Here is a 24,985-nt window from a genome sequence, read left to right as displayed (position 1 = left end):
AAGCTTATTTGTTTTCTCTCGCGAGACTTATTCTAAACATTACGAATTACGATTGAAAGTAAGAAACCCGCCAAACAGCGGTTTTTTTACATTTATCGTATGGCTGTATAACTTATTAAGTTTACCCGGAGGCTGTCAATCTTTATAATGAACGCAATTTTTCAGGCCAACGTCTTTATGGCCACGGTCAGTCAGCCTGTCATTGGCATAAGTCATTGAAAAAAGGTTTAAAAGTCCGGTGTGCTGGCGGGGCGCCGCCTTTGTTGTCACTTGGTTAAAAAATACTGATCGACCCATAAGGAGACCTCGCTTTTGCGAAAAGGTCTCATCCAAAATCATTATAAGGTGGAAATCACTATGCGCATTCTGCAAGAAGCCCTGACATTCGACGACGTATTGCTGGTGCCGGCCAAGTCGTCGGTATTGCCCAACGATGTGTCGGTGAAAACCCGCTTGTCACGCAATATTGAGCTTAATATTCCGTTTGTTTCTTCGGCCATGGACACGGTGACGGAAGCCCGTCTGGCGATCTCCATGGCTCAGGAAGGCGGCATCGGGATTGTGCACAAAAACATGTCAATCGAAGAGCAGGCGCATGTGGTCACCAAGGTCAAAAAATATGAACATGGGGTCGTTTTGGAGCCGATCACCGTGCAGGTGACGGACACGGTGGAGCAGGTCCTTGCCAAAACCAAGGCCAATCGTGTCTCCTCCGCACCCGTGATGGATGGTGATGATCTGGTTGGGATCGTGACCAGCCGCGATCTGCGTTATCTGGTGGACGAAACTCAGCCTGTTTCTCAGATCATGACGCCCAAAGACAAGTTGATCACCGTCAAGGAAAAGACTCAGCGTGAAGAAGTGCTGGAACTTTTGCACGAACACCGTTTGGAGCGCTTGCTGGTGGTGGATGACAGCTTCCGCCTCAAAGGCATGATCACAGTCAAAGACATGGAGAAATCTTCCGAGCACCCGTTTGCGGCCAAAGATTCCAATGGGCGCTTGCGTGTCGGAGCCGCCGTGGGGACCGGCGCTGAGACCGAGGATCGCGTTGCGGCACTGGTCAAGGCCGGTGTCGATGTGCTGGTCGTGGACACGGCGCACGGCCATTCCAAGGGCGTGCTGGATCGGGTGAAATGGGTCAAGGACAACTACCCGCAAGTGGATGTGGTCGGCGGCAACATCGCCACGGCGGAAGCAGCCAGAGATCTGGTCGCGGCCGGAGCGGACGCGGTCAAGGTCGGCATCGGCCCGGGTTCGATCTGTACCACTCGGGTGGTTTCCGGGGTGGGCGTGCCTCAGCTTACCGCTGTGTCGAACGTGGCCGAAGCGCTCGAAGGCACCGGTGTGCCTCTGATTGCCGATGGTGGCATCCGTTTCTCCGGTGACGTGGCCAAGGCGCTGGTGGCGGGTGCGTCCTGTGTGATGCTGGGCAGCATGTTTGCCGGCACCGAGGAGTCGCCGGGCGAGGTCGAGTACTATCAGGGCCGGGCCTACAAATCCTATCGTGGCATGGGGTCGCTGGGTGCGATGTCTCAGAAACAGGGATCGTCTGACCGCTACTTCCAGTCTTCCAATGCCGAAGACAAACTGGTCCCGGAAGGCATTGAAGGACGTGTGGCCTACAAAGGGCCTTTGGCCCCGATTCTGCACCAGTTGGTGGGCGGTATCCGTGCGAGCATGGGCTATACTGGCTGCAAGGACATCCGTGAATTCAATACCAAGCCCCAGTTTGTGCGTGTGAGCGGGGCGGGCATGACCGAAAGCCATGTTCACAACGTGACCATTACCAAAGAGGCACCGAACTACCGCGTCTGATGCCAGAAGGCCTGGTTTTTGACCAGGCCTGGTCAAAAGACCCTGTCAAGGTGGGCATCTGGATGCCGCCTGACCCCCTTTTGATGTTCACTTCTTCCGTTTGTTCAATCACTAAGAGACTTTTACAATGACCCAGCCCAATATTCACGATCACCGCATTCTTATTCTGGATTTCGGTTCGCAGTACACCCAGTTGATTGCGCGGCGCATCCGTGAGATTGGGGTTTACTGCGAAGTCGAACCTTGGGATACCGAACTGACCACCATTGAAAACTTCGGGGCCAGAGGGGTGATTCTGTCCGGCGGGCCGGAAACCGTGACCGGTGACGATGCGCCGATTGCGGCCCCACAGATTTTTGAGCTGGGGGTGCCGGTGTTGGGCATTTGCTATGGCATGCAGACCATGGCCGAACAGTTGGGCGGCAAGGTGATTCATTCCAGTGAGCATGAATACGGCTACGCGCAGGTGCGTGCACGGGGCCATACCCAACTGCTGGATAAAATCGAGGACCATGTCACCGAAGAAGGCTATGGCATGCTGGATGTGTGGATGTCCCACGGGGATCGCGTGGATCAGATGCCAGACGGGTTTAAGTTGATGGCTTCCACCGGGAATTGCCCGGTGGCGGGCATGGCCGATGAGCAAAAACGGTTTTATGGCATTCAGTTTCACCCGGAAGTGACGCATACGCTGCAAGGTGCCCGCATTCTGGAACGCTTTGTGGTCAGTATCTGTGGCTGTGAAAAGCTCTGGACCACCGGCAACATCATTGACGACAGTGTGGCCCGGATTCGGGAAACCGTGGGCAAAGACAAAGTGCTTCTGGGCCTGTCGGGCGGGGTTGATTCCTCGGTGGTGGCGGCTTTGCTGCACAAGGCCATCGGCGACCAGCTGACCTGTGTGTTTGTTGACCACGGGCTGTTGCGTTATCAGGAAGGCGATCAGGTCATGGCGATGTTTGGCGACCACATGGGGATCAAGGTGATCCGGGTGGACGCGGTGGATGCGTTTATGGACAAGCTGGCCGGTGTGTCCGATCCGGAAGAAAAGCGCAAAATCATCGGCCACAGTTTTATTGAATTGTTCGATGCCGAAGCCGCCAGACTGACCGAGGTCAACTGGCTGGCCCAGGGCACCATCTACCCGGATGTGATCGAATCGGCCGGGGCCAAAACCGGTAAGGCCAAAGTGATCAAGTCGCATCACAATGTGGGCGGTCTGCCCGAAGACATGACCCTGAAACTGCTGGAGCCTTTGCGCGAACTGTTCAAGGACGAGGTCCGAAAACTGGGCGTGGCCCTGGGGTTGCCTTCGGACATGGTCTATCGCCATCCTTTTCCGGGACCGGGTTTGGGCGTTCGTATTCTGGGCGAAGTCAAAAAAGAGTACGCCGACATTCTGCGTCTGGCCGACCATATTTTCATCAGCGAACTGCGCGAAGCCGGGCTGTACGACAAAACGTCCCAGGCCTTTGCGGTGTTTTTGCCGGTCAAGTCGGTCGGTGTGGTGGGCGATGCCCGTCGTTATGACTATGTGGTCGCTTTGCGGGCCGTGGAAACCGTGGATTTCATGACCGCCAGATGGGCGCATCTGCCGTACGATTTTCTGGAAAAAGTGTCCAACCGCATCATCAATGAAATCCCGCGCATTACCCGTGTCACCTACGACATTTCCAGCAAACCGCCCGCCACGATCGAATGGGAGTAAGGCTGCTTGATGCCTTCTCTGCCTGAATGGGCCAGCGAAGCCGACTGGCATTGGATGCAGCGGGCGCTGACACTGGCGGAACAGGCGGAACAGGAAGGCGAAGTGCCGGTAGGCGCGGTGCTGGTTGATGCGCAGCAAAACGAGGTGGCCGCTGGCTGGAATCGGGTGATTCAGCAGAATGATCCGACCGCGCACGCCGAAATTGTGGCGTTGCGCGCGGCCGGTTCCGTGTTGCAGAATTACCGTCTGCCCGACCTGACCCTGTATGTGACTCTGGAACCCTGTCCGATGTGCGCGGCGGCCATGGTGCATGCGCGCATCCACCGTCTGGTCATTGCCACAACCGACCCACGCACCGGCGCGGCCGGCAGTGCGATGGATCTGGTGGCGCACCCCTGTTTGAACCATCGTATTGCCACCGACATCGGTCTGTGTCAGTCTCAGGCCAGTGATCAGTTGAAAGCGTTTTTTCGCGCCAAACGACGCTGAACGGCCCAATCCCGTCCCCCTTTTTTCGTCGCCCAAACCGGTTTTCAATGGCTGGAAATTCATTCCACTGCCCAACGAAAATGCGTACAATGTCGGTAATCTCTAAAAAATATCAAAATCGAACCCTTTATGCAGAAAAGTGTGGATCCGGCAGAAGGTTTGAATACCATCAAAATCCTGCCCGGTGAATTTTATGTCACCAAAAATAACGAACGCATTGAAACTGTCCTGGGGTCCTGTATCGCCGCATGTGCCCGGGACCCGGTGACCGGTGTCGGCGGCATGAATCATTTTATGCTGCCAGTGGACAAAAACAGCACCGGGGCATCGGAATTGTCCGGTGCCAATCGTTATGGCAACTATGCGATGGAAAATCTGGTCAACGCCCTGTTGAGCTCCGGAGCAAGGCGCGAACGCCTGGAATTCAAGCTGTTTGGCGGGGGGCGGATCATGAATTCCGGCTCCAGCAACATCGGTTGGTACAATATTGGCTTTGCGTTTGATTACATTTATACGGAAGGGTTTAAAATCATCTCGCAGGACATTGGCGACATTTATCCGCGCAAGGTGCTTTATTACCCCAATTCAGGCCGCGTACGGGTACGCCGGTTGAATGCGATGCACAATCAATCACTGGTGGCAGAAGAAAGCCGCTACATCAACAACATCGGATCGAAACCTGTCGAGGGCGATGTCGAACTATTCTGAGCGAGCTGAGGTAACAACATTATGGATATGATGGAAACGTTCCGCCAAACTTATCTGGAAGAGAGTTTTGAAGGTCTGGATATTATGGAAACCGGGTTGCTGGATCTTCAACCTGGCACACCGGACACCGAAAAAGTCAATGAAATCTTCCGTGCGGCCCACTCCATCAAAGGGGGCAGTGGGACCTTCGGCTTCAACGACATCATCGACTTTACCCATGTGCTGGAAACCCTGCTCGATGAGATGCGGGACGGACGCCGTGATGTGACTCAGGAAGCCACCGATGTGATGTTGCATGCGGTCGATATTCTGCGCGACATGATGACGGCCCTGCAGAACCACGAAGAAATCGATCACGACAAGGCCGGCGAAGTTCAGGCTCAGATGGAAAAGCTGCTCAACGGCGGGGATGCGCCGGCCGAAGCCAGCAGCGGTGACAGCGCCGCAGCAGAACAGGCCGTGGAAGCACCGGCATCCGGGGGCGACTGGAAAATCGAAGTCATTCCCGAGAACACGCTTTTACAGACCGGCAATGAACCGATTCGGATTTTCCGTGAACTGGAGTCACTCGGCGATTTGAGCGTCGAGGCGGACGACAGCAATGTGCCTGAACTGGAGGCGTTCAATCCGGAAGAAGTGTACCTGCGCTGGCACCTGACCCTTTCCGGTGACGGCATCAAGGAAGACGATGTGCGTGAGGTGTTTGAATGGATCGACGGCGATGGGGCCGAAATTCAAATCACAGCGCCGGAACCGGCAAGCGCACAGGACAAACCGGCAGAATCTGCCGCCGCCCCTCAGGCCGAACCTTCGGCAGCGGAAACCAAAGCGCAACCCCGTGCGGAAAAACCCGAGGCGGAAGCCACCAGCCAGCCCGCTGCCAAGCCCGCGCCCAAAAAAGCGGCCGACAAACCCGTGCCAGCCAAAAAACAGGAAGGTTCGATCCGGGTGGACCTGAGCAAAATCGATCAACTGGTCAATCTGGTTGGCGAACTGGTCATTACCCAGTCCATGCTCAGTCAGTTTGGCGAACAGGCCGAGCAGGTCGATCAGGAGGCGCAGGAAGGTCAGGCGGCTTCCAACCGTGAAGAGTGGGTGGACAAGCTCAAAGAAGGGCTGACTCATTTGGAGCGTCACACCCGTGATCTGCAGGAAAGCGTGATGAACATCCGTATGCTGCCGGTCAGCTTTGCGTTCAATCGCATGCCGCGGATCGTGCACGACGTCAGCCAGAAACTGGGCAAAAAGATTGACCTGGTCATGGAAGGGGAAAACACCGAGCTGGACAAAACCATGCTCGAGGCTTTGACCGATCCGCTGGTTCACATTGTGCGCAATTCGATCGACCATGGCGTGGAGTCACCGGAAAAACGTCTGGAAAATGGCAAGCCGGAAACCGGCATGGTCAAAATGGCCGCTTTCCATCAGGGTGGCAATATCCTGATTCAGATTACCGATGATGGGGCCGGCATCAATGCAGACAAGGTGCGTCAGAAGGCGATCGAGAAAGGCGTGATTTCCGAAGATGACAAGCTCAGTGATCAGGAAGCTGTGGATTTGATTTTCAATGCCGGCTTTTCGACCGCCGACGAAATCTCAGACGTGTCCGGCCGTGGCGTGGGCATGGATGTGGTGCGGCGTAATATCCGCGGTCTGGGCGGTACGGTGGAGGTCAAAACCGAGCTGGGCAAAGGGTCGGTGTTTACCATTCGACTGCCGTTGACGCTGGCCATTCTCGATGGGCAGCTGGCCAAAGTCGGCTCACAGAATTACGTCTTCCCATTGATCTCCATCGTCGAATCGATTCAGGTGGACAAGTCGTTGGTCAAGGGCATTGGTGGACAGACCGAACTCTACAAACTTCGGGATCAGTACATCCCGGTGATCCGTCTGCATAAGCTGTTGGGTGTGAGCGATGCCCGCACCGACCTTGAGCAAGGTTTGCTGGTGGTGGTCGAAGACGGCGGCCGTCGTGCCGGGGTGTTTGTTGACGACCTGCTGGGGCAGCAGCAGGTGGTCATCAAGAGTCTGGATCAGAATTTCATGAAAATCCAGAGCATTGCCGGGGCCACCATCCTCGGGGATGGCACGGTGTCACTGATTCTGGATATTTCGGAAACACTGTCATATCATAAAGGTTCTGGCAGTCAGAACAATGCCGCTTAACCCGGGGAAATTATGTCATTTGCTTTAGGCGCGAAAGAAGTTCAGGAAACCATATTGATGCTCAATCTGTCGGTGGCGCAGATTGAGTTGTCGATCAACGAAGGCGATCATTCGGTCAATACGCTGATTGATTCGTTTACCTACATGTCGCAGCATCTGGAGGCGATTGAACAATCCAGTCAGAAAATTGCCGACATGACGGATCAGGTTGATGGGATGGCCGAGCACAACGCCTCTCTGCTGACGCAGACATCGGACCTGTCGGAGAAAATGCATCAGGCCATTATTGCCTTTCAGTTTTATGACAAGTTGTCTCAGCGCCTGAATCACGTTTCTGTGGGCCTTTCCGGGCTGGCAGAAATCGTTTCGCATGAGATGCATGCCAAGGATCAGGCTCAGTGGGAAGCGTTCAAACTGAACGTTCGTAAGGGCACCAGCATGCAGGAAGAAGAAGAGCTTTTTGAGCTGATCTTTGACCAGGAGCGACCGGTGGATGAGGCCATTGAAGTCATGAAAGGCCGTATGCGGGAACGTTTGAAGAGCCAGCCGGTGGAAGACGACGATCCCTTTGAGTTGTTCTGACCCGGGGCTGCTTGACGCATGTTCGGGCGCCGACGACTTTTTCCATTCCGTTCTTTTTCGGCCCTGCGCCCGATGGTGTCCCGTCTCCTAACACGCGTCTGTTGGGTCTGGACGGGGGCTTTTCGTCGTGTCTCCCAAAAAGCGATCCTGTTATGGGTCGCCCTCTGCCTACCCTCTCTGGCGGAACCGCCAAAACTTTTTCTGCTTGAAATCTATCCCCCCGAGCGACTCGAAGCCTTGTCTACCACCACGCCTGTCTCGGATTTTTCCCTGACCGGCTGGTGGTTCAGTGAGAAGTATGACGGGATGCGTGCTTACTGGGATGGCAAGCGCCTTTGGAGCCGTCAGGGCAATCCAATACAGGCCCCCGAATGGTTCATTGACGCTTTGCCACCTTTTGCTCTGGACGGCGAATTGTGGCTGGCCAGACAGGCTTTTGCCGAAACCCTGTCCATCGTGCGCCAGCAGGTGCCGGATCAGCGCTGGGATCAAATCACTTATCAGGTGTTTGATGTGCCTGATGCGCAGGGAGGGTTGTCTCAGCGTCTGGCCAAAATGACACGTTATCTTCGCACCAGGGACGTCGAGTCGGTGGCAGTGGTGACGCAGACGCGTCTGCGCGATTCAGCCCATTTCAAACGTCTGTTTGAACGCTTGCAGGCAAAAGGGGCGGAAGGCGCCGTGGTGCGGGCACCAAACCAGGCGTATGTGGCCGGTCGTCAGGATCAGGCTTTGAAGGTGAAGTTGCATCAGGACGCAGAATGCCGGGTTCAAGGGTATCGCCCGGGAAAAGGTCGTTTGCAGGGCATGGTGGGGTCTTTGCGGTGTCAACCGGCAGAGGATTCAGGGTTTGATCAGCCGTTTTCGGTTGGCAGTGGTTTGAGTGATCGCCAGCGTCGGAATCCCCCTGCAATCGGCGAGTGGATTACGTTCAAATATTATGGGCGCACGCGCCACGGCAAACCCCGATTTCCGGTGTTTTTGCGGGCGCGCCCGGATTTGCCCTGAACCGTTTCGACCAGCATTCCGATCAACGGCAGCCCAGCGGTTTCAGAATTGAAAGGTTTCACCGGGTTCGGCGTTCACCAGGTAGGGCAGAACCGTTTCAAACAGCGGTTCGCTTGCCCATTCCTGATCGCTGACGCGCGTCAGAATCTGTGTGGTCATGGCCGGGGCCTGTCCGGTGGTGATCGCCAGTCGTCCGCCCAGAGTCAGCTGTTGCTTGAACGCGTCGACCATTTTGGGCACGGCACCGGTCACAAAAATCACATCGTAATGCTGGCCGTCTTCCCAGCCCTGGTGCGCGTCGCCTTGTGCAAAGACAATGTTGTCAAAATCCTGCAATCGCGTTTTGGCCGTGTCCTGTAATTCGGGATGGATCTCGACCGTGGTGACCGACTCGGTGCTGGCCGCCAGCAAGGCGGTGGTGAAGCCGGAACCGGTTCCGATTTCCAGCGCCTTGTCGTCTGCGCAAGGGGTCAGCCCCTGTAATATGCGGGCTTCCACTCTGGGCGGCAGCATGGTTTGTCCCTTGCCGATCGGCAGCTCAAAGTCACTGTATGCCAGCGTTTGTTGCTCCGGGGCCACAAAGTGGTGCCGCGGGATCTCGCTGAATAATTCCAGAATGTGCGGGTCTAGCACGTCCCAGGGACGAATTTGCTGCTCAACCATATTGAAGCGGGCCTGGTCAAAGTTCATGCTGGGTCCTCAAGTTCTTTTTGTGGTGCACAGGCCTTTCGGTTTCTGCCATCGCCTGTCACGGGTTGCCATTCAATTGCAAAACTGCAGGGCATTATACTCAATCCGGGCGCAAATAGACATCCCCAGCGTTGGTTGGTTTCATGCCATGTGTTTCATCGATGAGATGCGTTTGCCGGACGGGTTCTTACAGAGAAACGCGTCCTCTTAAAAAGTTTTGATTCATAAAAATCCGTATGATAGAGTGTGTTGGCGTGATACGCGTTTATGACACTTTTCTAGGAGGATGGAATGTTAAAACAAGTGATGACTTTTCTTTTTGCCAGTCTGTTTTCGATGGCGGCTTGGGCCGGTTCGGTCAATGTGAACGAAGCGTCCGTGTCCGAGTTGGTGCAGCTCAATGGGGTCGGTCAGGTCAAGGCCGAACGCATTGTTGACTACCGGGAAGCGAATGGGGAGTTCGAACAGGCCGAAGATCTGCTGGCTGTCAAAGGCATTGGCGCGAAAACACTGGAAAAGAACCGGGACGATCTCGAGTTCGAATGAACCTTCCGGCCTGTCGCTCTGACAGGCCTTTTGATCTCTTTATCTGAATTGTTTGATGGTAGCGGTGACCACACCCCAGAGCGTGATCTCACTGTCGTCCCTGACCGGTATTGGCGGATACCGATCGTTTTCCGGCAATAACCATAGAATGTCGCCCTCCGTCTTCAGCCGTTTGACGGTGATTTCGCTGTGGACGGAGGCAATCACAATGTCGCCATTCTGCGGAGTGCGTCCCCGGTCCACCACCAGTATGTCGTCCCGTTCAATTCCGGCGTTCTGCATGGAGTCGCCTTCCACTGTGACCAGAAAGGTGGTGTGGGGGTGTGGAATCAATTTTTGATTCAAATCCAGACGGGTTTCAATGTAGTCGTCGGCCGGGCTGGGAAAACCGGCGGTGACCTTGTGGCTGTAGAGCGGCAGGGACACCGAACTGGCAAAATCGGGGCGCGCCAGTTGATGGCCTTGACGGCTCAGAGTTTGGGGGAAGGTCGATTCCGAATTCTGCTCCGAATCCGGGTCCGATTCCGCCTGACTGGCCTGTGCTTTCAGCCAATGACGAATGGCGCTCACTTTGGATTCGGGTACGCGCATCACCCGGGTGGGTTCGCCATAAGGGCCGCTGCCTTTTTTGCGTCCGGCGCCCGGACGAGCGCCGCCGTGGCGGCTGTTAGAGTGCGATTCTGACATGGTCGGCTCGTTGTTTTGAAAAAAGTTACACAAATTATACCCGGCCTGATAAGATTTTTCAGTAACAATAATCAAGCTGAAAAGGTGGCAAGGGATGGCCAGAATTGCGCTGGTGGATGGCAACAGTTTTTATGCCTCCTGTGAGGAGGCTTTTCAGCCCTGGCTGAAGCAGCGGCCAGTGGTGGTGTTGTCGAACAACGATGGCTGCATTGTCGCGGCCAATGCCCGGGCCAAAGCCCTGGATGCCTGGTTGGCCGATCAGAAAATCCAGTTGGGACGAAAAGGCGGGTTCAAGGCGGCCATGCCCGACAGTCTGATGTATCAGCCTTATTTCAAGGTGGCGCCTTATCTGAAAAAAATGGGGGCGGCGGTGTTCAGTTCCAATTACGAACTCTATGCCGACATGAGTGCGCGGATGCACGGTTTGCTGGGCAGGTTTGCGCCGGGGCAGGAAATTTATTCGATTGATGAGTGTTTTCTGGATCTGTCCGGGGTGCGCTGTGACGATTTCACCGCCTATGCTCAGCAAATAAAGGCCGCCGTGGCCCAGGGGCTGGGATTGCCGGTGGCCATCGGCATTGGGGCGACGCACACGCTGGCCAAACTGGCCAATCATCTGGCCAAGCGCAATCGGGGGTATGAGGGCGTGCTCGATCTGACCGCGTTGAGCCCCGCCGCCTGTGAGGCCATTTATGCCAGTGTCCCCGTGTCCAGAATCTGGGGTGTGGGCCAGCGATTGTCGAGTCATCTGGGAGACATGGGCATCAAAACGGTGCGCGATTTCAAAGCGTGCGAACCGCACCAGATCCGGCGTCGTTTTTCCATTCGGGAAGAAAAAATTGTGCGGGAACTGCGCGGCGAATCCTGTCTCAGTGCGCTGGACCCGGAGGGGCCGAACCAGCAAATCCGGGTGTCGCGATCCTTTGGGCAGCCCGTCACCCAGTGGGACGATTTGACTCAGGCCTTGGCCACCTTCACCCAAAGGGCAGGCGAAAAACTGCGCCGACAGGGCGCCACCTGCCAGGCGATCAGTGTGATGCTTCGCACCAACCCTCATGCACCGGATTATTATCAGGCACAGACCACCGTCCCACTGGTTCAGCCAACTCAGGACACGCGCTGGCTGACCAGGCTGGGTAAGCAGGGGTTGAAAAGTCTGTGGCAACCCGGGCGCGCTTACCATAAGGTGCAAGTGACGCTGTCTCAGATTCGGGTGGATGGGCCTGTTCAGTATGATTGTCTGCTGGCGGACGCACAGCAGAGCGATTCAGCCACGTCCGAGGCGCTGATGCAGACGCTCGACGCGCTGAACCGGAAGATGGGGCGGGGCACGGTGCAGTTGGCGGCCGCAGGCATGCGGGAGCGGACGCGGCCCTGGCAAATGAAGCGCAATCGCTGTTCCCGGCGTTACACCACTCGCTGGGACGAACTCATGCGCGTGCGCTGACCTCCTTCAGTCAACCGGGGGCAAGGCGAGAACCAGAAGCTGCCAGTCTTTGCCTTGTGCCTGGGTACGCAGCCAGCGCTGACGCAAGCTGTCAGGCAAGGTCGTTGCGGTGGCAGGCCGAAATCCGAGTCCCTGATAAAAGGGCGAGAGGTGGGGCGGCCGGTTGGGCACAAACGCCACCAGTTGTGAGGGCGCAAACGTTTTTTCGTCGGGCACGGCGACCTCTGAGAGCAGCTGGCGAAGCAGTGTCTGCCCCAGACCCTGACGCCGATGTTCAGGGTGAACATACAGGCTGCGCAACCACAGGCTTGTCTGATCCATGACCTGGACCCATACCGCGCCGACACAGCCATCCATTGGCGTATGCGCGCACCAGAGCGTGGCATTGCGCGGGGCGGGCGTCTGGCGGAAGCGTTTGAGAAAATGGTTGGCGGCCACAAAGCGCGGGTCGGGGGCCTGAACACACTGGACGCGGGTGTCAGGGTGTGGACGCATCGTCGCGGTCGGGTTTGGGCATGGTTTTTCCGGAAATCTGATAGGCGAAAATCAACACTTGCACCACGGCTTCGTAAAGAACTTCGGGGATTTCATTGTCCAGTTCGACCTGCGCCAGCAGCTCAACCAGATAGGGATCTTCCTGAATGGGAATGTCGTGTTCTCTGGCCACGGAAAGGATCTGTTCGGCCAGTGTGCCGTAACCTTTGGCGGTGACTTTGGGGGCGCCTTCGCCTTCATAGCGCAGGGAAACCGCCAAAGGGCGATGCGTCTCAGAGGGCATAAAATTAACCAGGCCTGGTTAGAACGTTCTGTCTGACGCGGCGGCACCAGACAGGGAAAGGAGAGGGGTCAGGAAGCCAGTTGCAGCTTCTGGGTCAATCCGATGCGTTCGGCCGCCTGAGTGACGACGTCGCCGGCATTGAGCCATTCGACCTGTTTGCCCGCGCCCTGAAGTTGCTTGATCAGCACCAGCAGAGACTGAAGCCCGGCTGTGTCCACGGATTCCACCTCACCCGCATCCAGTTTGAACACATCGGCATCCGAATCAAGGGCCAGTTTGAAACCGCCAAAGTGCGCCTCGATCTGATGAATGGTCAGGTTTTCCGGCAGTGTCAGAGTGGTGTCAGACATGAGGTGGCTCCTTTAATGGGACCGTATCAGAGTACGCGGTTGATCACGGACAGCAGCTTTTCCGGGCTGAAAGGCTTGACGATCCAGCCTGTGGCACCGGCTTCCTTGCCTTTGGTCTTCATATCACCGGACGATTCGGTGGTCAGACACAGAATCGGGGTGAATTTGTAATTGGGTTTGCCGCGCAAGGCCTGGATCAGTTCAATGCCGTTCATATTGGGCATGTTGATGTCGGTGACGACCAGATCAAAACTTTCTTTCTGGGCAATGTCGAGTGCGACCTTGCCATCTTCGGCTTCGGTGACATCGTGTCCGGCAGATTTCAGAGACATGCTGACCATCTGGCGCATGGACTTGGAATCATCAACGGCAAGAATTTTTGACATGGGTTCTCTCTCAATTTAAAACTTTCGTATCATTATACATGAGCCGCCAGCGAAAACACGACCCCTTTTTGGGGTTATTTTTCTGCGGCTTTTCGCTTGGCTTTTACGAAGGCCAAAATCACCAGGCCTGGTTAAAAACACACTTCCGAACCCTGAGAATTTGTTTAGGGTCAGGAAGGCCCGTTTCATTTTTTGACAATAAATGATAATAAGCCCCAGATTCTAACAAGTCAAAAGCGTTATTTATAGCATGCGGGACGTTTTTTATTCGCTATGGCGCTTTTTGTGTGGGAACACGACAATGCAAGATCAAATATGAATGTCGATCAGTGCCACTTTCTGGGCGCCCTGATCGGGAGAGGGCTCCTGATGGGCGATGAACAGTTGGTTCAATGGCAATCCGGCTTCCTGAAACTGGGTTTTCAGTGCCGGCAGTTGCTCGGTCAGGGTCTGCTTTAATGCGTCCTGATCGGCCCAGAGACCGGCGTTGAGTTGTTCGCGGTGGTAGATCAGCCGGGCCTTGAACTGACCGTCCGGCAGGGTCAGAGCGACCATCACTTCCCAGAGTGGATCATGGGCGGCCCCCTGACGGCGAATGTCGATTTCGATCGGATTCAATCGTGAATCTGGGTGCAGGGGCAGTTCGATGTTGATCAAATGCGGATTCTGGGCGGCATTCAACTGTTGCAGGGTCAGGCGGTTCAGGGTTTGGTTGACGGTTTTGCTGAGTTGTTCAATGTCGGCGTTTTTGTCTTTCAGACCCAGCAACAGCTGACCCAGTTGCAGCAGTCGGGCCTTGAAGTCGGCCGTGGGGGGCTGTCGGCTCTGGCTCAGCCGGTTTTCCAGAAACAGGCCGGTGTTTTGCAGCTGGTGTTTGAGTTGTTGCGCCGTCAGGTTGGCATTCGGTCGGAACAGTTGTTCCAGCAATTGCGACAGGGTGGTTTGGATCACGGCTGGCAAGGCGGGGGATTGGGACAGCTGCATCAGTTGCTGCAACCCCTGGTTAACCGGGGTCTGATTCGGCAAAAGTTGCCGGTAAGCGCTCTGGGCGGCAAGCTGTTGGGCATTGTCTTTGGGAATCTGCACTTGCAGGACCACGGTCGGCTGGGTCTGGGCGACTTTGACATTCACGGTGGTGCCAGCCTGCAGTGGCAGGTTGCTCTGGGCGGTCATGGCTTTGCCCGCGAGGGTAAACTGCACTTTCTGACCCTCGACCCGCTCGATCTGCGCCGGGTAGATTTTGCCCACCTGCAGCTTCAGGCCCGCCAGATCCTGCAGGGCTTTGCCTGGCTGAACGGTGAGCTGCGCCGGGCCGGACGAACCCGGCGAACCGGCATTGGGCGGCAAAGAAGTGGGCATTTGAGCCATAGGACCTCGTCAGTGTGACCGCGAAGAATTTCTTGTAAAGACTGGCAGCCTGTCGGACTTAAATGATCGAAGCGAAAAAAGTCTGATTTGAGACAGTTTTTGTTCAATTTTGAGGCGAATAGCTTCGCTATTTAACGAAAAATTGAGCAAAAAATGGTCAGGCTCAGGATTTTTGCAGCCGATTGGCTTAAGTCCGACAGGCTGCTAGACCATATTAAACTGCAAGACAAAAGCAGAGCAACTATAATTATGCCAATTGCGATGGTGCGCCATGAAGGGATGAGGTAATCTGTGACCCAGAGAGAATTTGAGTTTACCGATAAAGATTTTATGCGGGTAAAACAGTTGGTGTATGACTTTGCCGGGATTGACCTGAACGAGTCCAAGCGTAACCTGGTCTATAACCGTCTGGCCAAGCGCATTCGCTTTCTGGAGCAGCAGTCGTTCAAGCAATACCTGGATTTTGTCGAAGCCCAGGGGGAAGTGGAATTTGTTCAGCTGATCAATGCCATTACCACCAATCTGACGTTCTTTTTTCGCGAAAACCATCATTTTGAGTATCTGGCAGAGGAAGTGATTCCCCAGTTGCTGGAAGACAATCAGAGCAGCAAAAAAATTCGCATCTGGTCAGCCGGGTGTTCCACTGGGGAAGAGCCCTATTCTCTGGCGATTGTGCTCAAGGAAGCGGTGCCGTCGGGTTGGGATGCGCGGGTGCTGGCCACGGATCTGGATACCAGCGTGGTGGAAACCGGTCAGCGCGGGGTGTATAAAATGGACCGACTCAAAGGGGTGTCGCAGGAGCGTGTGAAACGCTGGTTTCTAAAGGGGCGTGGCAGCCACGAAGGGATGGTCAAGGTCAAGCCAGAACTGCAGAAAATCATTGATTTCGGTCAGATCAACCTGATGCACGACTGGCCGATTCGGGAACAGATCGACGTGATTTTCTGCCGCAATGTGGTGATTTATTTTGATAAAACCACTCAGGCGCGCCTGTTTGAACGTTACGCCGATCTGTTGCCTCCGCACGGGCATTTGTTTGTCGGCCATTCCGAATCGCTTTACAAGGTCTCGGACCGTTTCAAACTGCTGGGCCAGACCATTTATCGGAAGATCCGTTAGGGATTGCCGCACGATTTAAGGAGCCAAGGTTGTATGTCGAAAATCAAAGTCCTGGTGGTGGATGATTCTGCGCTGGTGCGCCAAATGCTGGGCGAAATGCTCAATGCCGACCCGGCCCTTGAGGTCGTCGGCACCGCATCGGACCCTTATGATGCCAGAGACAAAGTGAAACAGTTGCATCCGGATGTGATGACACTGGATGTGGAAATGCCGCGAATGGATGGGGTGACGTTTCTGAAAAACCTGATGCGTCTGCACCCGATGCCGGTGGTGATGGTCTCGACCTTGACGGAAAAAGGAGCAGACATTACCTTTGAAGCTCTGGAACTGGGCGCGGTGGATTTTGTCAGCAAGCCCAAGATCGATCTGGCCCATACGTTTGAAGATTATGCCGAAGAAATCCGGCGCAAAGTCAAAACCGCCTCGCATGTGACCAAGCTTCAACTGGAACGCCATTACGCCCGCTATGCCGCCAACAAGGCGGAAAAACCAAAGGTGCTGCCGCAGTCGCGACTGCAGGCACCCCAAAAATACGACACGGACGCCATCGTTAAAAAGACACACAACCGACATTTTGCCACCACCGACAAGGTCATTGCGCTGGGCGCTTCCACCGGAGGCACCGAAGCGATCAAGGAATTGTTGATGCGCTTGCCGGCCAATACGCCTGCCATTGTGATCACCCAGCACATTCCGGCGGCGTTCAGCCAGCCGTTTGCCGAGCGAATGGACACCATTTCCGAAATGCGGGTGATGCAGGCCACGGACGGCCAGACCATTCTGCCGGGGCATGTGTACATTGCGCCGGGTGGGCTGCACCTGCTGGTCGAGCGCAGTGGTGCCCGTTATCTGTGTCGATTGAATGACGGCCCGCCGGTCAATCGGCACAAACCCTCGGTGGATGTGATGTTCCGCACGGTTGTGCAGAATGTGGGCAAAAACGCCGTGGGCGTGCTCTTGACCGGCATGGGCGCGGACGGTGCCATGGGGCTGAAAGAGCTCAATGAGATTGGCGTGGCCACCATCGCACAGGACGAAAAAACTTCTGTGGTCTGGGGGATGCCGGGCGAAGCTGTGCACTTGGGTGCAGCGGATTTTGTGCTGCCGCTGGAAAAAATCCCGGAAAAAATTCTCGAGCTGGTCAAAAAAGCCGGATAAGCCTCCGTTACAACAACAGACCGGTGCGGTTATGGCATGATGCCTGCTTTGTACCGGCTAAGTCGAATGCTCTGAATCAAGGATGGTTTTTCCATGTTCAAAATCCTGAAACAATACTGGCTCCCCTGGTTACTGACCCTGGTAGCCGTGGCCCTTACCTTTGTCCAGATCCCCTTTATTGGGTTGATCTCGGTATTGCTGGTGTCTGTGGTGTGGACACTCACCATTGCGCACGAAGCACGCGTGGCCGCGACCATTTCCCGAGGCGGGTCGCCTGAAAAAGCGTCGTCTTCCAAAGCGGTGCCGGCACGGGAAGTGGCATCTCAGGCCAGAGAAGCGGCCAACTTTGACGCCGGCGTGATCGACGATTCCCTGCAAGTGATCATGAACGACATCGACTCGGTGGTGGACGAAGAAGTGGAAGTGGTGCGCGGCGAACTGCTTCAGGTCAAAGACCTGGTGGCCGAGGCCATTGGCACGCTCAACAACAGCTTCAGCGGGCTGCACGAGCAGACCACCAAAGAGTATCAGATGGTGGTGGCGATTCTGGACAACCTGGGCGGCACCGGCGAAGGCATGAGCATTGAAAAGTTTTCGGAAGAAATCAAAGAGGTGCTGGGTTACCTGATCGGCCTGCTCAAAAAATCCAGTGAGCGCAGCAGTGATACAGTGGAAAAAATCGACGACATGGTCGATCAGATCGAATCCATTTTCGTGCTGCTGGAAGATGTGAAGGGCATTGCCGACCAGACCAACCTGTTGGCATTGAACGCCGCGATTGAGGCCGCACGGGCCGGCGAAGCCGGACGCGGGTTTGCGGTGGTGGCCGACGAAGTGCGCAAACTGTCGCTGAATTCCAATCAGCTCAACGCCCAGATTCGCAACAAAGCCGAAAAAGCCAAACAGACGGTGGATCATGTGCGTCGTCTGGTCAGTGACACCGCGGAAAAGGATCTGGAAGAAGCCCACACCTCTCAGGACAAGGTGACGGATCTGACGCAGGATCTGGAAGCCATGAATGCCGGCATCTCCGGCAAGCTGGGCGATGTGTCGGGCGTGATTTCCGAAATCGAAGTCAGTGTCTCCAATGCCATGCGTTCCTTGCAGTTTGAAGACATCGTGCGTCAGCTGGTTGAGCAGATTCTCAACCACCTGGAAAACTTGAGCGGTTTCTCACACCAGATCAGTCAGTTTATTGAAGAAAACAAAAACAATCCGGTGCAGACGGTGGAGGAACACAAAGCCCGTCTGGAAGAGTTCCGTCAGACCATTCACGATGAGCGTCAGGAAATCGAGTCCAAACGGATGCGTCGGGTGTCGTCGCAGTCCATGGACGAAGGCGAGATCGATTTGTTCTGAACAACGTTTTTACCAGGCCTGGTGAAAATCGGGTCGGCCAGACATAAAAAAAGCGCCATTTGGCGCTTTTTTGTTTCGTGCGAAGGACTCTATCAAACCGTTATTTTCGGTTCTGGTACTGCTTGACCCCGTTTTCGATTTCGCGGCGGGCGGCTTCGATGTCGCCCCAGCCTTCCACCTTGACCCATTTTCCGGGTTCAATGTCCTTGTAATGACTGAAAAACAGTTCCACCTGTTCTTTCAGCAATGGAATGTCTTCCACTTTTTGCACATTCTGGTAGATGGGCGTCAGTTTGTCGACCGGCACCGCAATCACTTTGGCGTCTTCGCCGCCGTCGTCGGTCATGTGAAAAATCCCGATCGGACGACAGCGGATGACCGAGCCGATCATCAGCGGGTGCGGGGTGACCACCAGTACGTCCACCGGATCACCGTCGTCGGACAGGGTGTCGTTGATGTAGCCATAGTTGGCCGGATACTGCATGGTCGCACCCTGCAGACGGTCGACCCAGACCAGGTCGGTGTCTTTGTCCACTTCGTATTTGATCGGTGGCGCAAAGGCCGGAATTTCAATGATCACATTGACGTCGTTGGGGACGTCCTTGCCAGCTGGCACAGCGGAATAACCCATCGTTTTCTTCCTTGTTCAGATAAATGTTGGTGACAAACAAAAAACCCGCGCGGTCAGCGCACTGATCCGGCGGGTAAGCAAGCGTACAGAGAACGCGTGGTTATGAGTTGTGGTAAGCCACCACTTTCGCCACTTCGTTTTTGGAGCCAAGTACCACCGGTACCCGGTCGTGAATGTCCTGAGGCTCGACGTCCATAATGTCTTTGCGACCGGTTGACGAGGCGCCGCCAGCTTGTTCCACCAGCATGGACATGGGGTTGCCTTCGTACATCAGACGCAGTTTTCCGGCCTTGGACGGATCGCGGTGGTCAAACGGGTACATGAAGATCCCACCACGCACCAGAATTCGGTGCACTTCGGCGACCATGGAGGCCACCCAACGCATGTTGTAGCGCTTGCCGAGCGGGCCTTCTTCGCCTTTGAGGCAGTCATCGATGTACTGCTTCATTTCCGCTTCCCAGAAACGCTGGTTGGACATGTTGATGGCAAATTCAGATGTGTCTTCCGGAATCCGGACATTGGACTTGGTCAGAACAAATTCGCCGACGGTGGTGTCCAGGGTAAAGAAGTTCACACCTTTGCCCGTGGTGATCACCAGCAGGGTGGACGGGCCATACAACACATAACCGGCGGCTACCTGTTGGCGTCCGTTCTGCATGAAGGTCGTCTGGTCGTCGCCTTTGCGGCCATCGCTGGGGGCTTCCAGAATGGAGAAGATGGTGCCGACCGACAGGTTGACATCAATGTTGGACGAGCCGTCCAGCGGATCAAACGTCACCAGGTATTTGCCGTCGTCGGCCCCGGCGATGGTGTAATCTTCTTCTTCCGAACCCACACCGCGCACGTAAGGGTTGTTGATCAGAATGTCCTTGAGCAGGTCATTGGAAATGACGTCCAGTTTTTTCTGGGTTTCGCCCTGAATGTTCTCATCTTCGGTCGCACCCAGGATGCCGGCGATTTCGCCTTGTTTCAGTTGGTAGGAAATGTCTTTGCAGGCACGAATCACGTGGTCGATTACCAGTTCCAGTTCGGCCGGCACTTTGTCCCGTGCCAATATTTGATCCAATCGGTTCATAGGATATTCTCTCTCTTAGTACGAAAAAATTGCGCTAAGGATAACAGTCACCCCGCAAAAATTCAATTTTTGTTCTTCCGTGCCCCCATGCTGTGTGCATCGCGTCTAAGTGCGGATAGGGGCACTTTGTGCGACAATAACCCGATGGATCGCGACCTGGAGAGTGAGATGAAATACATCGTCCGGTTTTTCCCGGAAATCATGGTGAAAGGCCCCAGCGTAAAAAGGCGCATGGTCAATCAACTGTATCAGAATTTTCTGACCCTGTTTCAACGTCGGCAATGTGCGGTCACCCTGCAGCGGTATCCAGATAAGTTTGAAGTTTTTTGTGAGGCGGAAGTGGTCAATACTGTGGAGCAGGTGCTGGCAAGCACGCCCGGTGTGGATCAGTTTTCTCAGGCCGTACAGTACACCTTGACCGCCGTTGAACCCGGTGAGACCATGGCCGAGATCGCCCAACGCGTGACCCCTCATGTTCTGGACCGGATTGAGGGAAAAAGCTTTGCGGTTCGGGTCAAACGCACCGGAACGCATTCGTTTACCTCAAACCAGATCGAGCGCTTTTTGGGGGCGCATTTGATTGAGCAGGGCGCACCGGCTGGTGTGCGCCTGAAGCACCCGGATGAAACCGTGATTCTGGAAATCCACGACCAGACTTTGAACGTGGTGACGCGGCGGATGCCGGGACTGGGTGGTTTCCCGATCGGTTCCCAGGGCGAAGTGCTCAGTCTGATGTCCGGTGGGTTTGATTCCACTGTGGCCAGTTTCCTGAGTATGAAGCGCGGACTGAAAACCCATTTTGTGTTTTTCAATCTTGGCGGTCCGGCCCATGAAATCGGGGTCAAGCAGGTGGCGCTGTATCTGTGGGAAACCTTTGGCGCGTCGCACCGGGTGGCGTTTGTGTCGGTGCCGTTTGAGGGGGTGGTCGAAGGCCTGTTTCAGTCGGTGCATCCCAGCTATCTGGGCATCATGCTCAAGCGACTGATGTTGCAGGCCGCCCGGAAAGTGGCGGCCGAGCTGGATGTTGAGGTACTGGTCAGCGGCGAAGCCATCGGCCAGGTTTCCAGCCAGACGCTGAAGAATCTGAATGTGCTGGACCAGTCGGTGGATTCTTTGATTCTGCGGCCGCTGGCGATGATGGATAAGGCCGACATCATCAGACTGGCTGACCGCATTGGTACCCGCCATTTTGCCGAATCCATTCCCGAATACTGCGGTGTGATCTCTCAGAACCCGGTGGTCAATGCGTCTCTCAAGCGGGTTGAAAAAGAGGCGAGCGCGTTTGACGATCGTCTGTTGGAAGACGCCGTGGCCAACCGACGTCGGATTTATGTGGATCAGGTGGTGGACGATGTGAACGCGCACACCGCATTGCCGGTGGTGCATGACAAACCCAGGGGCGCATTGGTGGTGGACATCCGCGCGCCTCAGAAAGTGGCGCAAGCGCCGTTGCCTGAGGCCGATGTGGCCTTGCCCTTTTACGAGTTGCAGCATCGGTTTGACACCCTGCCCCCGGCCGACATGTATTTGTTGTATTGCGACAAGGGCGTTATGAGCCAGTTGCACGGTCAGTTGCTTCAGGATGCCGGAAAAGCTTCGGTTAAGGTGTATCGCCCGTCTGCGTGACCAGGTCTTTCGGCGGCTGGAGGTCTTCGATCGGCGGTTGCTGCTGGAATTTCAAAGCCCGTTTTTCCGCTTCCAGCGTTTCCGAGTGCGCCAGAAACAGACGCATTTTCAGAATCTGGGTGACGTAGTTGACGGTTTCATGGCCGATGACGTTGCGGGCAATGGTTTCCACATGATAAAACCACTGGTTGGGTGACAGGCCGATGGACTGGGCCTGTCTCTGCAATTCCAGAACGCGTCTGGGACCGGCGTTGTAGGCGGCCAGGGTAAAATGCATGCGGTCGTCGTCACTGTATTGGCGACTGGAAAAATAACGATCACGCAAAAACGCCAGATAACGTACGCCAGCGTGCACGTTGGTTTCCAGATCATAGACATCCGGCAACTGCACATGGCGGTCGCGGGCGGTGCTGGGCTTGATCTGCATAATGCCCACGGCTCCGGCGTGGCTGCGTTTGCTCTGGTCGAACCGGGATTCCTGATAGGCCAGGGCGGCCAGCAAACGCCAGTCAAACCCGTAAAAATCCCCGTAATATTGAAAATAGGTTTTCAGGCAGTCGACTTTCTGCAACAGGTCGTGGGTCAGTGGTTGGCGCAGCCAGTAAGCGTTTTCAAAGTACTTTTGATACACGCTGTTGCGCAGAAAACGGCCGGGTTTGGCATGGAGCTGGACAAAGCGGTTGAGCGACGCCTTGAGCTTGGGTTTGTTCTTTTGGATCGCCCAGGCAATGTTGGCATTGTGATAGAGCACAAGATCGCGTTGAACGCGCACATCGGGCAATACCTGTTGCCAGATGTTGGCAATGTGGCTGTCGGTGACGGTGTAGTCGTGCAGGCCTTCATTGACCATTTCCAGCAAATCCTCGGCTTCGAGCAGCGGGTTGGCGCGAATGATTTCGATCGGGGCCAGACCCATGCTGCCCAGTGTCTGATTGACCTGCTCCAGGTGAATGATGTAGCTGCTGTTGCCCACCACAATCACCTGTTTGCCGGAAAAGTCGCGCAGGGTGTCGATCGGCAGGGCATCTTTGTGGCTGACCAGCACTTCCTGAATTTCGGTGATGTAAGGGTCGGCAAAATCCACCAGGTTCTGACGCTCCGGGGTGACTGTCAGTCCCGAGGCGGCAATGTCGCCCAGCCCTTTCTGCAGGCTGGGCAGAATCTCGCCGAACGGCAAAGGCACAAAGCTCAGGTGTGTCTGGTAGCGCTGACGCCGTGGCCCGCGGTTCAAAAACGCTTCATAGGCTTTGAGCAGATCGTATTCCAGGCCGCGAAAACCGCGCTCGGTCAGAAAAAAGTTGGTGCGGGTGTGGCTGACCAGAACCCGGATGATCCGGCGTTCGCGCAAATCGGGCAGGTCTCCGTTGAAAGGGCTGAGAATGCGCTCTGATACCGACAGATCGGGTTGTTCGGTCACGGATGCCGATGGCGCTGACCAGCCCAAGGCCGTGAACAGCGTCACCACAAAAAACACCAGGCCTGGTAAAAAAGTCGGTTTCAAGCCATGGTACGGCGTTCCATGACCGAGCGGTTGTGGGGCGAAGCGGCGGAATGGGCGCATTCATGTCTCGTCACAATGTCAGAGTCCTCAATTTTAAGCGGATTGGGCCATGTTTCAAGTCGGATTGCGTGACCGGGTCTGACGTCACGCCTCTGTCACACTCATCTGGCAGAATAATCAGCCACACAGGGCGTGCCAGGGGCATACCGATAAATCGGCTTGATGCGGTGGGGCGAAATCGTGATAATGAATGCATTCAACGACATGTCTCTGCCATCGTCTGCGCTTGGCTGGGAAACGCACACTCAAAGGATTGAACAGCATGAGAAAGGTTAAATACATTATTCTGGGAGCCGGTTCGTCCGGCTTGACGGCCATGGGCCAGATTCGGCGCGAAACCGACGATTTTGTGCTGATCAATGGCGGTTATTTCGGCACCACCTGTGCCAGGGTTGGCTGTATGCCTTCCAAAGCCCTGATTCATTGTGCCGAGCATTTTCATGCCCGCAAACACTTTTATGAGTTTGGTATTCATGGTGCCGATCAGCTCAGTGTGGACGACGAAGCGGTGATGCGCCGGGTGCGCACCTTTCGTGACCGCTTTACCAAAGGCGTGCAGTCGGGTTCCACCGACACCCTGAAGCCCGACCAATTGATCAAAGGGTACGCCCGTTTTACCGGTCCGGATACGGTTGAGGTCGATGGCGAAACCATTCAGGGCGAACGCATTATCATTGCCACCGGCTCCCGCCCAGTGGTGCCCGAATCCTGGCAGGCACTGGGGGACAAGTTGTTGACCAGCGATGACATTTTCGAGTTGGAACGTCTGCCTAAACGGGTCGCGGTGGTCGGTCTGGGCATCATCGGATTGGAATTGGGGCAGGCTTTGTCGCGTCTGGGGGTGGAAGTCTATGGGTTTGAAATGACCAATACCATGGCTGGCCTGTCTTCTCCCACGGCGTCCAAGGAATTGGTCAAGAACATGACCAAGGAATTTCCGGTGTATCTGGGGGAGCCTGCGGAGCTGGAAAGCACCGACAAAGGTGTGAAGGTCACGGTGTCGTCCGGCAGTTTTGAAGTGGACGCGGTGCTGGCATCACTGGGACGTCGGCCGAACATCGATCAGATCGGAATTGAAAACTTGGGTGTGGAACTGGACGAGCGCGGAATGCCGCCGTTTGATCATCAAACCATGCAGGTTTCGGATTTGCCGGTCTTTATCGCCGGAGACGTCAATGCCTATCGTCCGATTCTGCACGAGGCCGGACACGAAGGCAAAATCGCCGTGACCAACGCCCGCGCTTACCCTCAGATTCAGGCCTACCAGCGTCTGACCCCGCTGGGGATTGCCTTTACCGATCCCCAGGTGGGCTTTTTCGGCCAGTCGTATCGCGATCTGGACCTGGCGCAGACCGAGGTGGTGGACTTTTATCTGGAACGCAGCAATGGCCGGGCCATCGTGATGGGCGAAGACAAGGGGGTGATTTCCCTGTATGCCGACAAACAGAGCAAAAAACTGATCGGTGGCGAGCTGGTCATGCCCCATGCCGAACATTTTACCCATTTGCTGACCTGGGCGGTGGCACAGGAAATGACGGTGTTGAATCTGTTGAAGATGCCGTATTATCACCCGGTATTGGAAGAAGCGATTGAATCCGCGATCAGCGAACTGGCCAAAAACCTGTATTCGCCCGAAGAAGTGGCCGCGCTGATTCCGGCCTGAATGGGGAGCCGATTTGGCTGATTAAGGTGTCGATGCGGTTTTGTCGTGGCAGCCTGTCGGAC

General features: G+C 55.4%; 24 protein-coding genes. 14 read left to right on the top strand and 10 right to left on the bottom strand.

Annotated elements, in window-relative coordinates; all coding sequences use genetic code 11:
* Positions 1-357: 357 nt before the first annotated feature.
* The 7 genes from guaB (at position 358) to A377_RS0101635 (ending at position 8,479) form a co-directional block, all read left to right on the top strand.
* Positions 358-1,818, top strand: coding sequence for an IMP dehydrogenase (guaB, locus tag A377_RS0101670; RefSeq protein ID WP_019894369.1), 1,461 nt, complete (start codon positions 358-360; stop codon positions 1,816-1,818).
* Positions 1,819-1,945: 127 nt separating this feature from the next.
* Positions 1,946-3,526, top strand: coding sequence for a glutamine-hydrolyzing GMP synthase (gene guaA, locus A377_RS0101660; protein ID WP_019894367.1), 1,581 nt, complete (start codon positions 1,946-1,948; stop codon positions 3,524-3,526).
* A 9-nt stretch (positions 3,527-3,535) separates the two neighbouring features.
* Positions 3,536-4,015: a tRNA adenosine(34) deaminase TadA gene (gene tadA / locus A377_RS0101655; RefSeq protein ID WP_019894366.1), complete on the top strand. Its 480-nt coding sequence runs from the start codon at positions 3,536-3,538 to the stop codon at positions 4,013-4,015.
* A 129-nt stretch (positions 4,016-4,144) separates the two neighbouring features.
* Positions 4,145-4,723: a chemoreceptor glutamine deamidase CheD gene (gene cheD, locus A377_RS0101650; RefSeq protein WP_019894365.1), complete on the top strand. Its 579-nt coding sequence runs from the start codon at positions 4,145-4,147 to the stop codon at positions 4,721-4,723.
* A gap of 21 nt (positions 4,724-4,744) precedes the next feature.
* Positions 4,745-6,889 (top strand): chemotaxis protein CheA, encoded by a 2,145-nt coding sequence (locus A377_RS0101645; RefSeq protein WP_028485173.1) that lies wholly within the window; start codon positions 4,745-4,747, stop codon positions 6,887-6,889.
* Between the two features lie 12 nt (positions 6,890-6,901).
* Positions 6,902-7,471 (top strand): hypothetical protein, encoded by a 570-nt coding sequence (locus tag A377_RS0101640; protein WP_019894363.1) that lies wholly within the window; start codon positions 6,902-6,904, stop codon positions 7,469-7,471.
* A 237-nt stretch (positions 7,472-7,708) separates the two neighbouring features.
* Positions 7,709-8,479 carry a DNA ligase gene (locus tag A377_RS0101635; protein WP_157760678.1) on the top strand — a complete coding sequence of 257 codons (771 nt, stop codon included), beginning with the start codon at positions 7,709-7,711 and terminating at the stop codon, positions 8,477-8,479.
* Between the two features lie 42 nt (positions 8,480-8,521).
* Here A377_RS0101635 and A377_RS0101630 read toward each other — a convergent pair whose 3' ends face one another.
* Entirely contained in the window at positions 8,522-9,169 is a 648-nt protein-coding gene (locus A377_RS0101630; RefSeq protein ID WP_019894359.1) for a protein-L-isoaspartate O-methyltransferase family protein, read from the bottom strand.
* A gap of 291 nt (positions 9,170-9,460) precedes the next feature.
* On the opposite strand from A377_RS0101630, the gene A377_RS0101625 reads away from it, so the two are divergent.
* Positions 9,461-9,715: a ComEA family DNA-binding protein gene (locus A377_RS0101625; RefSeq protein WP_033422820.1), complete on the top strand. Its 255-nt coding sequence runs from the start codon at positions 9,461-9,463 to the stop codon at positions 9,713-9,715.
* A gap of 39 nt (positions 9,716-9,754) precedes the next feature.
* On the opposite strand, the gene A377_RS0101620 is transcribed toward A377_RS0101625, so the two are convergent.
* On the bottom strand, positions 9,755-10,402 hold the full coding sequence (locus A377_RS0101620) for a LexA family protein (RefSeq protein WP_019894357.1): 648 nt from the start codon (positions 10,400-10,402) through the stop codon (positions 9,755-9,757).
* 94 nt (positions 10,403-10,496) lie between these two features.
* Between A377_RS0101620 and A377_RS0101615 the strand changes: the two genes are divergently transcribed.
* Complete coding sequence (locus A377_RS0101615) at positions 10,497-11,849, top strand: Y-family DNA polymerase (RefSeq protein WP_019894356.1); 1,353 nt, start codon at positions 10,497-10,499, stop codon at positions 11,847-11,849.
* Positions 11,850-11,855: 6 nt separating this feature from the next.
* Here the strand turns inward: A377_RS0101615 and A377_RS0101610 are convergent, their stop codons facing one another.
* From A377_RS0101610 to fliK, 5 genes are all read right to left on the bottom strand, one after another.
* Positions 11,856-12,344: a GNAT family N-acetyltransferase gene (locus tag A377_RS0101610; RefSeq protein ID WP_019894355.1), complete on the bottom strand. Its 489-nt coding sequence runs from the start codon at positions 12,342-12,344 to the stop codon at positions 11,856-11,858.
* The gene (locus A377_RS0101605; RefSeq protein ID WP_019894354.1) at positions 12,328-12,627 is read right to left on the bottom strand and encodes an EscU/YscU/HrcU family type III secretion system export apparatus switch protein; all 300 of its coding nucleotides are present in this window, start codon (positions 12,625-12,627) and stop codon (positions 12,328-12,330) included. The genes A377_RS0101610 and A377_RS0101605 overlap by 17 nt, the downstream gene beginning before the upstream one ends.
* A gap of 68 nt (positions 12,628-12,695) precedes the next feature.
* The gene (locus A377_RS0101600) at positions 12,696-12,977 is read right to left on the bottom strand and encodes an STAS domain-containing protein (protein ID WP_019894353.1); all 282 of its coding nucleotides are present in this window, start codon (positions 12,975-12,977) and stop codon (positions 12,696-12,698) included.
* Positions 12,978-13,003: 26 nt separating this feature from the next.
* Complete coding sequence (locus A377_RS0101595) at positions 13,004-13,363, bottom strand: response regulator (protein WP_019894352.1); 360 nt, start codon at positions 13,361-13,363, stop codon at positions 13,004-13,006.
* Between the two features lie 309 nt (positions 13,364-13,672).
* A complete protein-coding gene (gene fliK, locus A377_RS0101590; protein WP_019894351.1) occupies positions 13,673-14,731 on the bottom strand; it encodes a flagellar hook-length control protein FliK in 1,059 nt (352 codons plus the stop codon).
* Between the two features lie 291 nt (positions 14,732-15,022).
* Between fliK and A377_RS0101580 the strand changes: the two genes are divergently transcribed.
* The 3 genes from A377_RS0101580 (at position 15,023) to A377_RS13330 (ending at position 18,367) form a co-directional block, all read left to right on the top strand.
* The gene (locus A377_RS0101580; RefSeq protein ID WP_019894348.1) at positions 15,023-15,850 is read left to right on the top strand and encodes a CheR family methyltransferase; all 828 of its coding nucleotides are present in this window, start codon (positions 15,023-15,025) and stop codon (positions 15,848-15,850) included.
* 33 nt (positions 15,851-15,883) lie between these two features.
* Positions 15,884-17,008 (top strand): protein-glutamate methylesterase/protein-glutamine glutaminase, encoded by a 1,125-nt coding sequence (locus A377_RS0101575; RefSeq protein WP_019894347.1) that lies wholly within the window; start codon positions 15,884-15,886, stop codon positions 17,006-17,008.
* A gap of 93 nt (positions 17,009-17,101) precedes the next feature.
* On the top strand, positions 17,102-18,367 hold the full coding sequence (locus A377_RS13330) for a methyl-accepting chemotaxis protein (RefSeq protein ID WP_019894345.1): 1,266 nt from the start codon (positions 17,102-17,104) through the stop codon (positions 18,365-18,367).
* Positions 18,368-18,467: 100 nt separating this feature from the next.
* Here the strand turns inward: A377_RS13330 and ppa are convergent, their stop codons facing one another.
* Together ppa and A377_RS0101560 are read right to left on the bottom strand one after the other, a co-directional pair.
* The gene (ppa, locus tag A377_RS0101565; protein WP_019894344.1) at positions 18,468-18,998 is read right to left on the bottom strand and encodes an inorganic diphosphatase; all 531 of its coding nucleotides are present in this window, start codon (positions 18,996-18,998) and stop codon (positions 18,468-18,470) included.
* Positions 18,999-19,098: 100 nt separating this feature from the next.
* Positions 19,099-20,073: a class 1 fructose-bisphosphatase gene (locus tag A377_RS0101560; RefSeq protein ID WP_019894343.1), complete on the bottom strand. Its 975-nt coding sequence runs from the start codon at positions 20,071-20,073 to the stop codon at positions 19,099-19,101.
* Between the two features lie 168 nt (positions 20,074-20,241).
* Between A377_RS0101560 and thiI the strand changes: the two genes are divergently transcribed.
* On the top strand, positions 20,242-21,699 hold the full coding sequence (gene thiI / locus A377_RS0101555; protein WP_157760676.1) for a tRNA uracil 4-sulfurtransferase ThiI: 1,458 nt from the start codon (positions 20,242-20,244) through the stop codon (positions 21,697-21,699).
* On the opposite strand, the gene A377_RS0101550 is transcribed toward thiI, so the two are convergent.
* The gene (locus A377_RS0101550; protein ID WP_019894341.1) at positions 21,674-23,200 is read right to left on the bottom strand and encodes an MltF family protein; all 1,527 of its coding nucleotides are present in this window, start codon (positions 23,198-23,200) and stop codon (positions 21,674-21,676) included. The genes thiI and A377_RS0101550 overlap by 26 nt on opposite strands.
* Positions 23,201-23,522: 322 nt before the next feature.
* Between A377_RS0101550 and A377_RS0101545 the strand changes: the two genes are divergently transcribed.
* Positions 23,523-24,923: a dihydrolipoyl dehydrogenase gene (locus tag A377_RS0101545; RefSeq protein WP_019894340.1), complete on the top strand. Its 1,401-nt coding sequence runs from the start codon at positions 23,523-23,525 to the stop codon at positions 24,921-24,923.
* The last annotated feature ends 62 nt before the right edge of the window (positions 24,924-24,985 follow it).

Source organism: Hydrogenovibrio halophilus DSM 15072 (assembly GCF_000384235.1).
Lineage (GTDB): Bacteria > Pseudomonadota > Gammaproteobacteria > Thiomicrospirales > Thiomicrospiraceae > Hydrogenovibrio > Hydrogenovibrio halophilus.
Note: the sequence above shows the minus strand (reverse complement) of the source record. Positions and strands in the feature narration are given on the sequence as shown.

Coding starts and splice junctions, on each gene's coding strand:
- guaB (WP_019894369.1), top strand. CDS start 358: ATGCGCATTCTGCAAGAAGCCCTGACATTCGACGACGTATTGCTGGTG.
- guaA (WP_019894367.1), top strand. CDS start 1,946: ATGACCCAGCCCAATATTCACGATCACCGCATTCTTATTCTGGATTTC.
- tadA (WP_019894366.1), top strand. CDS start 3,536: ATGCCTTCTCTGCCTGAATGGGCCAGCGAAGCCGACTGGCATTGGATG.
- cheD (WP_019894365.1), top strand. CDS start 4,145: ATGCAGAAAAGTGTGGATCCGGCAGAAGGTTTGAATACCATCAAAATC.
- A377_RS0101645 (WP_028485173.1), top strand. CDS start 4,745: ATGGATATGATGGAAACGTTCCGCCAAACTTATCTGGAAGAGAGTTTT.
- A377_RS0101640 (WP_019894363.1), top strand. CDS start 6,902: ATGTCATTTGCTTTAGGCGCGAAAGAAGTTCAGGAAACCATATTGATG.
- A377_RS0101630 (WP_019894359.1), bottom strand. CDS start 9,169: ATGAACTTTGACCAGGCCCGCTTCAATATGGTTGAGCAGCAAATTCGT.
- A377_RS0101625 (WP_033422820.1), top strand. CDS start 9,461: ATGTTAAAACAAGTGATGACTTTTCTTTTTGCCAGTCTGTTTTCGATG.
- A377_RS0101620 (WP_019894357.1), bottom strand. CDS start 10,402: ATGTCAGAATCGCACTCTAACAGCCGCCACGGCGGCGCTCGTCCGGGC.
- A377_RS0101615 (WP_019894356.1), top strand. CDS start 10,497: ATGGCCAGAATTGCGCTGGTGGATGGCAACAGTTTTTATGCCTCCTGT.
- A377_RS0101610 (WP_019894355.1), bottom strand. CDS start 12,344: ATGCGTCCACACCCTGACACCCGCGTCCAGTGTGTTCAGGCCCCCGAC.
- A377_RS0101605 (WP_019894354.1), bottom strand. CDS start 12,627: ATGCCCTCTGAGACGCATCGCCCTTTGGCGGTTTCCCTGCGCTATGAA.
- A377_RS0101600 (WP_019894353.1), bottom strand. CDS start 12,977: ATGTCTGACACCACTCTGACACTGCCGGAAAACCTGACCATTCATCAG.
- A377_RS0101595 (WP_019894352.1), bottom strand. CDS start 13,363: ATGTCAAAAATTCTTGCCGTTGATGATTCCAAGTCCATGCGCCAGATG.
- fliK (WP_019894351.1), bottom strand. CDS start 14,731: ATGGCTCAAATGCCCACTTCTTTGCCGCCCAATGCCGGTTCGCCGGGT.
- A377_RS0101575 (WP_019894347.1), top strand. CDS start 15,884: ATGTCGAAAATCAAAGTCCTGGTGGTGGATGATTCTGCGCTGGTGCGC.
- A377_RS13330 (WP_019894345.1), top strand. CDS start 17,102: ATGTTCAAAATCCTGAAACAATACTGGCTCCCCTGGTTACTGACCCTG.
- ppa (WP_019894344.1), bottom strand. CDS start 18,998: ATGGGTTATTCCGCTGTGCCAGCTGGCAAGGACGTCCCCAACGACGTC.
- A377_RS0101560 (WP_019894343.1), bottom strand. CDS start 20,073: ATGAACCGATTGGATCAAATATTGGCACGGGACAAAGTGCCGGCCGAA.
- thiI (WP_157760676.1), top strand. CDS start 20,242: ATGAAATACATCGTCCGGTTTTTCCCGGAAATCATGGTGAAAGGCCCC.
- A377_RS0101545 (WP_019894340.1), top strand. CDS start 23,523: ATGAGAAAGGTTAAATACATTATTCTGGGAGCCGGTTCGTCCGGCTTG.